This is a genomic window from Bacillus sp. FJAT-28004 (assembly GCF_001280845.1).
Taxonomy (GTDB): domain Bacteria; phylum Bacillota; class Bacilli; order Paenibacillales; family Paenibacillaceae; genus Pristimantibacillus.
Genome location: NZ_LGHP01000001.1, coordinates 4,893,522 through 4,907,384 on the forward strand (window position 1 = coordinate 4,893,522; position 13,863 = coordinate 4,907,384).

Consider the following 13,863-nt stretch of genomic DNA (forward strand, 5'->3'; position numbering starts at 1 on the left):
CATCATTCTACTAGGCCTCCCATTTCGGGAGGTTTTTCTACATCATTCGACCTATTATGAAATTGGTTATGGTATATATCAGAATAATATGGAATACTGGTATATGTTAAAAGTCCTAGTAAAAAGCAAAGTTGTCGAAAGACAATGACGCAAAGCCAACAGGCCTAAAGGAAATATCCAAAGGTGGCTGGGTTGCCAAAAGGATGAGATATATTATTCGTATATCCTCTCCTTAAAACTTCAAGTTACCGCCTATGATTTAAATAAGAGGGGATATTAAGCAATGAAACAAAACATTAGACGTATTAATGGCAACGTTAATGTCAGCAGTTTTAATATTGTTCAAAATATAGCAAATTTAGGCTACTGGGAATTCGATCATGTTCGCAATGAAGCATCATGGTCGAATCAAATGTTCGAAATATATGATATGAGCTCTGATTTCTCAATGACGAAAGAAGAATTTTTTGAGTTCGTGCATCCCGATGATCGTGAACGTGTTAAACAGCAGTATCATCATTCAATAGAGTCAAAAAAGGAAAGCGTTTACGAGTACAGGATCGTTCGCCATAGCGGTGAAGTCAGGAATGTGGTGGAAAATATCACGTTCATACAGGATGCTGACAACCATATATTGTTGACTATCGGCACGATCCAAGATGTGACTGATAATAAAAAATTGCAGCATCGACTTACGGTTGAAGAGCAGCATTATAAATCCATATTTGAAAATAATCCGGACGCGGTCTTTTCTTTTGACGTAAATGGAAATTTTTTGTCATGTAATTCAGTGCTTGAACAAATGTTTGGTTATTCGAAAGATGAAATTATAAAAGATAGCTTTCATAAATTTGTGCATGCCGACTCTCTGGATAAAACGATTCAGCATTTTGAGGAAACGGTCAATACGCTGAAGCCACAAAATTATGATACGACAGGCATTACGAAATCAGGAAAAACGATCGAATTCAATGTAACCAATATCCCAATCATCATTAATAATAAGCTTGTTGGTGTTTATGGAATTGCCAAGGACATTACGCAGCAAAAAATGATTGAACAATCTTTAACCGAGACAGAATTAAAATATCGCAGCATCATAGAGCAGTCTATTGTCGGTATTTTTGTCGCGCAGAAAAATAACTTCATCTATTCAAACGAGCAGCTCAATAAAATGATGGGCTATGACACCTTGATTGGTACAGATATTATACAAAATGTCCATCCTGAGGATCGTGAAGCGGTCGTTAATCAGGTCAAGCGGTTAAAGGAAGGTCAGTCATTATCCAATTTTCGTCATAGGGCTATCAAGCGAGATGGAACCATCATTCATTGCGATGTGCACTACAAACAAGTATCCAATATGGGTGAGAAAGCGATCGTAGGCATCGTGCTTGATATTACGGATCGGAGCAAGGCCGAGGAATTAAATCAATATTTGGCATACCACGATTATTTAACGGAGATGCCGAATCGCAGAAAGTTCGAAGACCAGTTAGACAAGCAGTTAAGGGTAAGTGAGTATTTTAAGCAGGGGTTAGCGATCATGCTTATTGATGTGGATCGTTTCAAGTATGTAAATGATACGCTGGGGCATCCGATTGGAGATGAATTGCTGAAACAAATCGCCAACAGATTGATGAGCAATTTGAGCGATGGACAAACCGTCTTCCGACTGGGTGGTGACGAATTTGCAATTATTTTAGATGTTGTGCGGCAACAAAACGACATCAAGGATTTGGCAGCTACTATTATAAAGCTCATAAATGAACAATTTTTTATAGAAGGGTATGAGCTGAATGTAACCGCAAGTATAGGAATCAGTCAATCGCCTGGCGATGGGAGCTCTGTAGAGCTGTTGATGAAAAATGCGAATGCGGCTCTTTATCATGCCAAATCAAGAGGAAGCAATCAGTTGCAATGCTACTCCTCTTCCTTAAGTGTGGAATCGTTTAAATTATTTTCACTTAGCAATGACTTGCGTAAGGCGCTGGAAAGAGGTGAGCTGTTTCTGCATTACATGCCTCGTGTGCATTCGCAAACGATGGCTATTGTTGGTGTAGAGGCGCTGCTGCGCTGGAATCATCCGGATTGGGGATTAGTTGCTCCGTCGGAATTCATTCCGATCGCAGAGGAAACGGGACTCATAGTACCGATAGGGGAATGGGTGCTCCGCGAAGCCTGTTTGCAGCATAAACGATGGCAGAGCTTAGGCTTGCCTTCGGTTACGGTGTCGGTTAATTTTTCGGTACAGCAGCTGCTGCAGCAAAATATATTGCACACGATTGATCAAATCATCGAGGAGACAGGAATTTCACCGGATAGATTGGAAATTGAAATAACGGAGAGCTCCTTTATAAGTAATGAGTATGTAGTGACTGAATTGCTGCTTGAGCTGAAAAAGCGAAAAATCAAAGTATCGCTTGATGATTTTGGAACGGGATATTCTTCACTCTATCTATTGAAGCGATTGGCACTCGACACGATCAAAATCGATCGATCGTTTATCGAGGAGTTGATGACGGATAAAAGGAATAAGAGCATCATTGCATGCATCATTCAGCTCGCTGGCGAGCTGAATATGCAGGTGGTGGCCGAAGGTGTTGAAACGAAGGAGCAATTCAACTATTTACGAGAGCAGCGATGCGACGAAATCCAAGGGTTTTATTTCAGTCGTCCAGTGGAGCCAGATAACATCGTACAATTATTGAGCAGAAAGTCGTGGAAAGAGCCAGTCTCCCTTATGCCAAGCAGAGAGATGCTCGTTAATCGAAGAAAAAGCTTTCGAATTGATTTGAAGCATTGTCTGCTCGCAGAGATGACCATTACGATGTTCAAAGGCAGCAGTGTGAAGCTTGGGAGCACAGAGGTACTGGTTAAAAACATCGGTCCAGGTGGACTACGGTTTATGGTGGGCGTAAAGCTGCCCGTTAACAGCGACATCCTCTTGATGTTTAAGACTCAAATGCTTAATCAAATGTACGTGTTATACGGATTTATTGTCTGGTACAATGAACTGGGCAATGATATTTATGAATACGGTGTGCAATTCCAATTAAAAGAGAAGGAGCAGGATGCGCTCGTTAATACGCTTAATCTCCTTGCCATTAAGCAGCGAGACGGCATGCTGCCTCAAACACAAGTTTATGTGGGCGATCCCATACTCCGAATTAAGGAATTGAAAAAACATAATTAATGTTTATGATTGAAAAAAGCATTTTGCATTCGGTGAAAGCCGGGGTGTGAAATGCTTTTATTTTTACAATATAAAAGTTTTGCCGCATCGGTCTTTGGGTAAAAGGAAATAGTAGTTATTGAAAAGGAGGATGCGCGCTTGAAATTAACACCGGAACAACGAATCCAGCTGCATGGCTTTAATAATTTAACGAAGTCACTCAGCTTCAATATGTATGATGTGTGTTATACGAGAACGAAGGAAGAGCGAGTAGCCTATATCGCCTATATAGACGAACAATATAATTCGGATAGGCTGACAAATATTTTGGAGACGGTGTCGGACATCATAGGAGCGCATGTGCTTAATATTGCGAAACAAGATTATGAGCCGCAGGGCGCCAGCGTCACCTTGCTTGTATCGGAAGGTCCGGTTATCGGCGGACCCAATGAATCATTTGAAGAATCACCGGGTCCCTTGCCTGATTCAGTTGTCATGCATTTGGATAAAAGCCATATAACGGTTCATACGTATCCCGAATATCATCCGAATGAAGGCATAAGCACGTTCCGCGCAGACATCGATGTGTCTACCTGTGGAGAAATTTCTCCGCTTAAAGCGCTGAACTACTTAATCCATTCATTTGATACGGATATTATGACGCTGGATTACCGTGTGAGGGGTTTCACTCGCGACATTAACGGTTATAAGCTTTTTATTGATCATGATATTAACTCGATTCAAAATTACATACCGAAGAAAGAATCTCTTTTGTATGACATGATCGACGTTAATATTTATCAGGAAAATGTGTTTCATACAAAATGCAAGCTGAAGCAGTTTGACTTGAACAACTATTTGTTCGGCTATACGAAGGATTCATTGTCGACCACAGAGCAAGAAGAAATTACGAGAAGATTGAAGACCGAGATGGATGAAATTTTTTATGGAAAAAATATAAGGAGCTGATTTTCATATGTCTAAATCCACATCGCAAAAAAATATTAACCCACCCCAGCACCAGAACCGTCAACCCGGTATTGAATCCGAAATGAAGCCGCTGCCGATTTATGAATCTGATACTTATAAGGCTGCAGGGAAGCTGAAGGGCAAGACGGCTATTATTACTGGCGGAGATAGCGGCATCGGCCGTGCGGTAGCCGTTGCTTATGCGAAAGAAGGCGCAGATTTAGCGATCGTTTATTTGAATGAACATGATGATGCGAAGAAAACGAAAGAAGTTGTAGAGAAAGCTGGCGTGAAATGCTTGCTTATTGCGGGTGATATAGGTGAAGAGGCGTTTTGTAAGAGCGTAATGGAGCAGACGATTCAGGAGTACGGCAAGCTGGATATTTTGGTTAATAACGCAGCGGAGCAGCATGTGCAGCAGAAACTTGAGGATATTACATCGGAACAACTCGTGGCTACGTTCCGTACGAATGTATTCAGCATGTTCTATTTGACGATTGTGGCTTTGCCGCATTTGAAGGCTTCCAGCTCAATCATTAATACGGCATCCATAACGGCATACAAAGGCAATCCGACTTTGATTGATTACTCCGCAACGAAAGGTGCCATCGTCTCATTTACACGCGCGTTGTCGGTAAATTTGGCTGAGCAAGGTATTCGTGTTAATGGCGTAGCTCCCGGACCGATCTGGACTCCGCTTATTCCAGCGACTTTTGATGACCAGTCCGTAGCTACATTTGGCTCAGATACACCAATGAAACGACCAGGACAGCCGCATGAGTTAGCAGCTGCCTATGTTTACTTAGCTTGTGATGACTCCAGTTATATGTCCGGACAAATGCTGCACATTAACGGCGGAGAAGTTGTAAACGGGTAAAAAAGATTTTATAAGAAGCCATGCTGCTTCGCATAATTTCCCCAGTGCGGCTGTCTGCCATCGACGTCGGTTATGCCGAACTCATCAGACAGCTGCCAGCTTGGGAACACTTGTCCTGATCTTTCCAGCAGATTGTCGCTTGCTGCAAGCGCTGCGATTCCGCGTCCAATGAAGTATGGCGTTTCCGATTGGCCGAAATGCTCGGAATCTGGTTTACCGCCATGCACAGCATCAAGCCAAGTTTCTTCCGTTACGTCAAAATGCTCCAGCATTTCCTCGGAGCGAAGGAAGCCGGGAGTTACAGCAACAGCCGATACATCATAGGGCTTAAGGTCAGTTGCCATGGCTGTCGCTAGATGGATAGGTGAAATTTTGGCCAAACTATAGAACAAGCTTCCGCGATAACGGTAATCGATTCCGTCGGTTACTTCAATAATTAAACCCTTTCTCCGTTTCACCATTAAAGGAGCTCCATAATGGCTCGTAATAAGATGCGCCTTGACGGCACGCTCTTGCATTAACAGCCCCTTGCTTAAGGAATGCTCCCAAAACGGCTTTTTCCATACCGTTAATTTTTCTCCTCCCCATATGTTATTGACCAGCACATCCAGTTGTCCATTTTGTTCTTTGTTGATTTGTTCGAATAAAGCTTGAACGTCCGCTTCAACGGTATGGTCAACTCTAACTGGGATGCCTACGCCTCCTTGTGCAGTGACCAGCTCGGCTGTTTCTTCAATCGTTTCCGCTCTGTTCAAATCGGAGGCTTGGCCGCGAATGCTCCTTCCCGTGCAATATACGGTCGCTCCTGCTTCTCCAAGGCTTACAGCAATTCCACGGCCAGCTCCGCGGGTAGATCCAGCAACGACTGCTATTTTTCCTGCTAGTGGTTTCATTGTATCGCTCCATTCTTGTTTCTAAGGTTTACTCTTTGTCAGTTTAGCAAACGATATACGACAGCTACTGTCATATATTCATGCTACAATGAAAAAAACTTGAAACGGATAAGAGCGGACTCAGGAGGTTTGGCGCATGAGAGCAGGACGATTAATTGCGATTATATTATTGATGCAAAATCACGGGAAAATGACATCAAAAGAGCTAGCAGAAAAGCTGGAGGTGTCTGAGCGTACGGTAATACGTGATATGGAATCGCTAAGTGAAGCGGGCATTCCAGTTTATGCGGAGAGGGGAGTGCACGGAGGATGGGTTTTGTCCGAGGGGTATCGAACTAATTTGACCGGTATGCATGCAGATGAATTGATTTCTGTTATCGTTGGCAGCCCATCCACCTTGCTCAGCGATCTAGGAATTGCAAGTCATTATGAAGCTGCTATCCAGAAAATATTAGCTGCTGCTCCTGCTGACGTAAGTAAAGGGGCTTATCAAATGAGACAAAAAATACATATTGATGGAGCGGGCTGGCATCAGATGGAAGAGTCATTGCCATTCTTGTCTATCGTGCAGGAAGCGGTCTGGGAAGAGCGGTTATTGCAGATTCGCTACCATCGCGAGGATGGCATAGCCGAGCGAATCGTCAATCCTTTAGGTCTCGTTGCCAAGCGTAATGTTTGGTATTTAATTGGCGAAGTGAACGGAGAGAAGCGGACATACCGAATTTCAAGGCTGTTAGATGCAGTCATGCTGGATGAACGGCTTGAGCGGCCGGCAAACTTTGACCTCGCTGAGTACTGGGAGCAGTCCATGGGTGAGTTTAAGCAAAGGCTGCCGCAATATCCTGCTGTGATTACGTTACATGAAGCCGTACTCTCTCGGTTAATCAAGGAGCGATATGTCAAAATAGTGGAAAGCAGTCCTTCACAGAAAAGGAGCTGGCTAACAGCTCGAGTTGAATTTCAAGTTCTGGAATCGGCTTGCGAAATTGTTCTAAGCTTCGGTTCACGAATGGAAGTCGTCGAGCCTGCTGAGCTGCGGCAAAAAGTTATAGCAGAGGCAAAAGCTATTTATGCTTTATATGGCGATTTGTAAAAAAAGTGGAAGCTCTAAGTGTAATAGAGCAGGTGGGAATAAAAAGAGATGATTACTACTCCGTATGGATCACAGAGGAATCATCTCCTTTTCGCTATTACTATCGTTACATTTGTTTCTTAAGGTGAACGTGGCAGAGCATAATATCCAAATGCAAGATCAAGTAAAGCACTTGCTTCTTGGCGAAGCAGTGGCTTTTGCGAACGGAAGTCAACTGAACCGTCCTCGTTTACTTTTGTATCGGGATCTGCAATGCCTTGGGAAATAAGTGCTTTAATTCCTTCAACAGCCCATGGAGCAGTGTCGTCAGTAAGCTTAATGTCTCGCTCAAGCTTAGCTTGTTTTAAATTTTGAATCATAGTTGCAGCTGTTTGTCTTGTAATGACTGCATTTCTATCAACACCAGGAATACCAGTTATCATTTGCTTCTTGTGACCTTCAATCATATCAGGAAAACTATGCCAGCCATGAGCAATCATAAGGACGTCCATAAACTCGCCTTGTGTCATTGTGCCTCTTGGCTCAAAGTTATTGCCCTCTTTGGCAAATAGGACATCGCGCGCATGTAAATTGTTAATGTACGACGAATATGCACTATCATTAGGGACATCATTGAATGCTGGCTTAATATGAACCTTACGCGCATCAGAACCAAAATCAAGACCATTGGGATTTGTATAATAAAAATATTCAATCTGACCCTGATGATCTTTTTTGAAAGCTAATTTGTTGCCTGCTTCATCTTCAAACAACAGTGGGTGAACCATTTGTAACGTGTGTTTGCCACTGGTTCCTGTCTCCATAATGAGGTTGCCATCCCCGTAAGTGAAGTTGGAATTCAAGAAAAAGAATCTTGTGTTCAAATAAGAGCCAACATATTGCTCCGCATCCTTCTCGCTTAGTGGAATGTACTTCGGTTGTTCTACTTCTCTCTCGTCAGGGAAATACTGATCCATAAATGCTTCATATACCTCTAAGCTCATCATCGTATCATTATTATAGGACATGTAGAAGGAAACGTTTTTCTCCGGCAACAGCACAATCAAGGACTGATGACCAGGCAGGTTCCCGCCTTTCAGTACAACATGGTGGCCATTCATAATATCATTGCGATAACCCTCAAACCCGCCAACTGTAGTCATAGGAATTGATTTGTCTGCAAATACTGCGTAGGTTTGCATCTGTTCCGCAGTTTTTTCATTAATGATCTTCTTGCCGTTAACTGTTCCCTCCTGCTGAAACATGATCAAATATTTTGCCATATCTTCACCCGTTGACAAAATACTGCCATGTGGGCCATCGGTCGGTGCATGTCCAGATACTGGATGTGGTTTGCCATCCGGTCCATAATGTGTGGCCATTCTACCCAGCAACTCGGGCGTAAATCGAGAGCTTGTAGAATTCATCCCTAACGGTTTAAATACATTGTCTTCCATATATTGCGGGTATGATTTACCGCTTACGTTTTGAATCGCATAGCCAGCCAATAAAAAAGCAAAATTGTCATACGTATAAGCTTCGCCAGGTTTTCGAACAACTGTAGGCATATTTTCTGTCATAAAGTCCTTCATCGGAATATCTTGATCGACATATTTAGGGTCTAAAAAGAGGGATTTATCCGGGTAATCAAATCCTGCTGTGTAAGTCAACAAATTGTATAACGTAATCGGAGTATTTGTTTTGTTAGGTACTTTCATTCCCCCGAGATAGTCTTGAATATCTCGATCTAGCTCCATTTTCCCACCTTCTACGAGTTGCAGTGCAGCTAAAGCAGTAAATGTTTTTGAAACAGATGCGATTTGAAACACAGTATCTTTATCTACAGCAATTTCCTTTTCTTTGTCTGCAAAGCCATACCCTTTATTGACGAGCACTTTACCATCTTGAACAACGACAAAATTGGATCCATTCACGTTGTATTTCTCCATCATATTTTCAAATACAGGATCAATAAAGTCCTCAATTTCTTGTGGGTTTAACTTAACATTTGTGCTGACCTCATTCGATATCTGAGATGCGACTGGACTAGTATCTCGATTGGAAACGGGCGCCGTGCAGGCTGTAAATATAGTTGTAAATGAAAGTAAAGCGACGATACTGACCTTGCGAAATTTGTTATTCACTGTTCATTCTCCTTATGTGTTTGTAGTTGGCTAGCGTACAAGTCAAATGGACAACGCTGCTTCACGAGTATCACAAAAAGAGTGTCATTCTAACAAGTTACCTTATGTCATCCCTTTCGTTTCCTTGCTTAAGATAAACAATGTTACATGTCATATGACGTTTTGACACTAGGAATAGTGAGGGTTTGACGATTAAACTGCAGAGGATATAAGGGCATTACAAAACTCTGGAGGTGCATTTCTTTTGAAAAAGCTATTGTTAAACAACCTGCAAAACGTAATCTTTTTGTTCTTTACTTTTATTTCGGGCCTGTTTTATTTTTGCTTCTATTTAGTGACTCTAACATTTGGATTAGGTATGTCGTTTACGGTAATTGGGATACCGATATTAACGTTTGTTATGCGTTCAGCACGGAAGTTCGTCCGATATGAACGTACACAAACCAAAATTTATACTGATCTAACATTAGAGTTGGAAGATGTGGAACTACTAGTAGAAGGATCGTTATGGGTTCAAGCTAAGCGAGAGCTTCTAGATCAACGCAACTGGAATGCTATTTTTTGGTTAATGCTAAAGCTGGTCGTAGGCTGGATAAGTCTTTTCTGCGCTGTCATATTATATATTGTGCCGCTTGCCTTTATTGCAGCACCTTTACTTGTTCCATTTGTGAATATTCAAATAATGTTTATGACGATTGATACGTTGGAACATTCTTTAATCATTATGTTAGCAGGTATTGTACTTATCTTTTTTGGCGCATGGTTAGGAAAAGGTATCACGCAAGCAATTGGAGGATATACACGATACATGGTTAAGGCGATATCTGGCGATTCTGCGTAAACAGGATGCGTCGGGAGAGTGAATACTCTATACTATTACGTATAATAAGGATGAAGTTTAGGTGAGGTGCTACACATGTTTGATGTAGTCAAACAATGGTTTTGGTATGATTGGATATTGCTTCTATTTCGGATTTTGGCTAGTGTTTCTGTCATGTCCGCAATGGTAGATGAGCAAGATCAATTAACGATACCGATTTGGGGAATGATAATTTGGCAGATTATCGCATTTTCTATCCCGTGGCTTAGTTTGCTGTTTAACTATAACTATTATCTTGTATCTGAAATGGTACTTTCTGGAGGTATAAGTTTATATTTAAGTATGATCTTCCCTGAAGCTTATACGACTTTTTTGATACCTGCCTTTATGATCGCAGCCAACAGCGCAAAACAATCTTATCGATGGTCGGCCCCAATTACGGTTCTCGCTATTCCACTTGTCATTAATGCGGCTGCCGAGCACCATGTGTTATTGGATTTGATTATAGATATAGGACTTGCTTATACAATTGGGTTTGCTTTTCATCTACTTGTTGTCAATCATCGGCAGAATGGAATTATTCGTAATCAAAATGCAGTACTAGAGCAGTATGTATCTCAAATTGAAAAAGTAACCATAAGCGAAGAACGCAGCCGTCTTACGAAAGACTTGCACGATACGTTAGGCCATTCCTATGCGTCTATCATTATGGGTTTAGAGACGCTTCGAACGGAACTTATGACTAGTGCGGGTCAAACGAAGCTTGAGGCTTTGTTGCGCTTAGCACGCAAAAGTATGGATGAAGGCAGAGGGTTTGTACATCAACTAGAAACACCGCATGATCGATTAACATTGGTTGAAGCTTTGAAGGGACTTGTAGATGAATTTCAATCCAATTCCAACGTTGTCGTCCGTTTTCGAACATTAGGGGAAGAAACAACGATAACTAAACTAGCTCATACGACTCTTTATCGTTGCTTACAAGAATCTTTAACGAACGCTGTACGACATGGTCAAGCTACAGAGCTTGTTGTCCTTCTTCAATTTGAGGAGCAACAAACAAGGCTTGAAGTTCAAGATAACGGTCTTGGGACAGCGGAGTTACAGGATGGATTCGGACTGAGGGCGATGAAAGAACGTGCAAGCAATCTTCAAGGTCAAGTGTCGATCTATTCTGAAGTTGGTGAAGGCACAGTCGTTACGTGTACGTTGCCAAGGCAAACGGCACAGCCAAACGAGATGATACGATTGATAGTAGTGGATGACCAACCTTTCATAAGAGAAAGTCTAAAAACGTTGTTAGAAGGTCAGCGTGATTTGCTTGTCGTTGGAATGGCTGAAGATGGGGTACAGGCAACAGAATATTGCGAGCAGTTACAGCCGCATGTCGTTCTAATGGATTTGGATATGCCGAATAGAGACGGAATAGAAGCAACTAAGTTGATCAAACAGAATTGGCCAGCTGTCCGCGTTCTTATTCTTACTACTTTTCAGGATATGGAAAAAGCAAAGGAAGTGCTGAGAAGTGGCGCAGATGGATATTTATTAAAGTCTATGGAGCCACGTGAGTTAGCTGAAACGATACGTCTCGTCTATCGTGGAGGAACGATTATTGCACCATTAATATCTAATCAATTGTTTGGCGAGTCAGAAGTGATGCTTGAGGAAAGGGGTAGTTCAATCACCGAGCATGATAGTAAGGTTGTAATGGAATCATACGGCCTAACAGCCAGAGAACTTGAAATATTACAGCTAGTTGCACAAGGACTTCGGTACAAAACGATAGCTTCAAAACTCTATTTATCCGACGGGACAGTACGCAACTATGCTTCTTCCGTATACCTTAAGTTGGATGTGCGTAATCGTGAAGAGGCCGTTCAAAAGGTAGTTGCAGCTGGTCTTCTAAAAGTGAATTGAATGGTTGTTGGTATTAATAACGGGATCTAATACTAGGGTAAAAAAAGAAGATGGTCGATAAATAAGCCATCTCTGTGCGTCTCAAAGATTTCTCGTTCTTACTCACGAAATCCCTCCGTTACTCACTCTAGTATACAAAAAGGTACCCACAGCCTGAACACCTTTTTTTTAAAGTGTCCAGTCTATAGGTACCAGTTTAGAGTCGGGCTTCCTGTTTTTTTGCCTGTCACAATACTTAATGAGGCATTACAACGGCAAATCTCGCTTGCTGAATGTGATGATGCCTGCCATAAAGGCAGCTATTCCGATCAAAAAGAGAATGACCAAGGCTAGTATCGGGTTACCGCCGCCGCTCGCAAGCTCGCTCGGTCTATATAATGAAAAGAGGGAGACGAAACGGAGCCATTCTACATTCTCGCTGATTTTGCCGAGCATATCGAATCCGAACATGCCAAACGTAATAACCCCCGAGATGCCTAGTGCTTTCTTCTCGTCGCTGGAGATTGCAGATATGAAGAAGGAAATGCCGCCTATTGCGAAGAACAGCATCCATGCGATGACATTCAATAAAATGAAACGGGAGCCGTCAAATTCATATCGATCACCGATGAACAACGCGTTGCCGATAAACCCTGCTGCTGTCGTAACGACCATGATCAGTAGTAGTCCGGTGATAAGCACACTGGCTTGTGTCGCGGCTATGCGCCGCCGAGACGTCGGCGTAGACAACAGATAAGCCATGGAGCCTTGATCGACTAGTCTTGCCATCAGACCGGTTGACAGCATGATGCTGAATATCGACAGTAGAAGCGGCAGAATAAGTCCGTAATACTCCCCGGATATGAAAGCCTCCATGCTTCCGAAGCCAGCTTGAACTCCAAAAGCATTGACGATTCCCTTGGGCAGAGCCAGCATAAGCTCATTCAGTGCGCCTGTATTCTGTGCGATTCCAGGATACATCCAAAACATGAGCAGAATGTAGAAGGCCGAGCCGAAGGCATAGTTGCTCATCCCTTTGAGATTGATCTTCATCATCTGCTTGAAGAGGGGCGAGTTCATCGGACAGTCTCCTTCCGGTCGTAATAATGCATGAATACGTCCTCAAGATTTTGTGCGGTTATATCGAGACTTCGAATAGGGTATTTGGCTGTCTCTCGAATCAACTCGTTATAGTTGCCCTGTACAGCGACAGTGACCCGTCTGCCGTCGTGCGAATCAATAGGCACTGTACCGCTTTGCACAAACGTCCCAGCATCCTCCGTATTCTCAAAAACGATCTCAACCAGCTTCCGCTGCATGGATTGAAGCTCATGAATGTTTTTGACGGTCATTACTTTCCCATCCTTTATAATCGCGGCGCGGTCGCAAGTTCTCTCAATCTCTGGGAAGCTGTGGGAAGACATGAGAAAGGTAGTTCCCTTCGCTTTCTCTTCGAGAACAAGTTCTATAAATGTCTGCTGCATGAGTGGATCGAGGCCGGAAGTAGGCTCATCAAGAATGATCAATTCAGGATCATGCATGAAGGCGGCTACGATTCCGACTTTTTGCTTCATTCCTTTAGACATTTTCCTAATCGGTGTGTTGACGTCGAATTGCAATCGGTCGATTAGGCTGCGCCGCTTGTCTGAGCTGTCTACTCCCTGCATCGAGGACAGAAATTCTAGAAATGCTTTACCTGTCATGCCTTCAATAAATGAAATTTCCCCAGGCAAGTAGCCAATATACTTTTGCACGGTCCCTTGCTGCGCCCAGGTGTCGAGCCCTTTGATGGATACACTTCCATGATCCGGCTTCATGAACCCCATAATATGACGGATAGTCGTCGATTTGCCTGCACCATTAGGTCCCAAAAAACCGAATACTTCCCCTTTGTTTACCGTGAACGAGACATCCGTAACGCCTCGACCATTTCGAAAAAGCTTCGTCAGCCCATCAACGATTAACATACCGCGCTGCACCCCGCATTCAAAGTTATGAAATATTATTATGATATAAT

Annotated in this window: 10 protein-coding genes and 1 riboswitch; of the genes, 6 read left to right on the forward strand and 4 right to left on the reverse strand. The window is 42.7% G+C overall.

The features are described 5' to 3' along the window. Positions 1-114: 114 nt before the first annotated feature. Positions 115-200, forward strand: a riboswitch (cyclic di-GMP riboswitch). Between the two features lie 83 nt (positions 201-283). From AC787_RS21220 to AC787_RS21230, 3 genes are all read left to right on the forward strand, one after another. Further along, positions 284-3,196: an EAL domain-containing protein gene (locus AC787_RS21220; protein ID WP_054026604.1), complete on the forward strand. Its 2,913-nt coding sequence runs from the start codon at positions 284-286 to the stop codon at positions 3,194-3,196. A 138-nt stretch (positions 3,197-3,334) separates the two neighbouring features. Next, on the forward strand, positions 3,335-4,144 hold the full coding sequence (gene speD / locus AC787_RS21225) for an adenosylmethionine decarboxylase (protein WP_054026605.1): 810 nt from the start codon (positions 3,335-3,337) through the stop codon (positions 4,142-4,144). 7 nt (positions 4,145-4,151) lie between these two features. Beyond that, positions 4,152-5,021: an SDR family oxidoreductase gene (locus AC787_RS21230; protein WP_054026606.1), complete on the forward strand. Its 870-nt coding sequence runs from the start codon at positions 4,152-4,154 to the stop codon at positions 5,019-5,021. A gap of 8 nt (positions 5,022-5,029) precedes the next feature. On the opposite strand, the gene AC787_RS21235 is transcribed toward AC787_RS21230, so the two are convergent. Further along, positions 5,030-5,914: an SDR family oxidoreductase gene (locus AC787_RS21235; protein WP_054026607.1), complete on the reverse strand. Its 885-nt coding sequence runs from the start codon at positions 5,912-5,914 to the stop codon at positions 5,030-5,032. A 136-nt stretch (positions 5,915-6,050) separates the two neighbouring features. Here AC787_RS21235 and AC787_RS21240 point away from each other — a divergent pair, with 136 nt between their 5' ends. Continuing rightward, entirely contained in the window at positions 6,051-7,007 is a 957-nt protein-coding gene (locus AC787_RS21240; protein WP_054026608.1) for a helix-turn-helix transcriptional regulator, read from the forward strand. A gap of 119 nt (positions 7,008-7,126) precedes the next feature. On the opposite strand, the gene AC787_RS21245 is transcribed toward AC787_RS21240, so the two are convergent. Beyond that, positions 7,127-9,130 carry a serine hydrolase gene (locus AC787_RS21245; RefSeq protein ID WP_054026609.1) on the reverse strand — a complete coding sequence of 668 codons (2,004 nt, stop codon included), beginning with the start codon at positions 9,128-9,130 and terminating at the stop codon, positions 7,127-7,129. Positions 9,131-9,374: 244 nt separating this feature from the next. Here AC787_RS21245 and AC787_RS21250 point away from each other — a divergent pair, with 244 nt between their 5' ends. Then, positions 9,375-9,971 carry a sensor domain-containing protein gene (locus tag AC787_RS21250; RefSeq protein ID WP_054026610.1) on the forward strand — a complete coding sequence of 199 codons (597 nt, stop codon included), beginning with the start codon at positions 9,375-9,377 and terminating at the stop codon, positions 9,969-9,971. A 75-nt stretch (positions 9,972-10,046) separates the two neighbouring features. Next, positions 10,047-11,867 (forward strand): hybrid sensor histidine kinase/response regulator transcription factor, encoded by a 1,821-nt coding sequence (locus AC787_RS21255; protein ID WP_054026611.1) that lies wholly within the window; start codon positions 10,047-10,049, stop codon positions 11,865-11,867. A 246-nt stretch (positions 11,868-12,113) separates the two neighbouring features. Here AC787_RS21255 and AC787_RS21260 read toward each other — a convergent pair whose 3' ends face one another. Both AC787_RS21260 and AC787_RS21265 read right to left on the reverse strand, forming a co-directional pair. After that, complete coding sequence (locus tag AC787_RS21260) at positions 12,114-12,926, reverse strand: ABC transporter permease subunit (RefSeq protein WP_054026612.1); 813 nt, start codon at positions 12,924-12,926, stop codon at positions 12,114-12,116. Next, positions 12,923-13,813: an ABC transporter ATP-binding protein gene (locus tag AC787_RS21265; RefSeq protein WP_054026613.1), complete on the reverse strand. Its 891-nt coding sequence runs from the start codon at positions 13,811-13,813 to the stop codon at positions 12,923-12,925. The genes AC787_RS21260 and AC787_RS21265 overlap by 4 nt, the downstream gene beginning before the upstream one ends. Between the last annotated feature and the right edge of the window lie 50 nt (positions 13,814-13,863).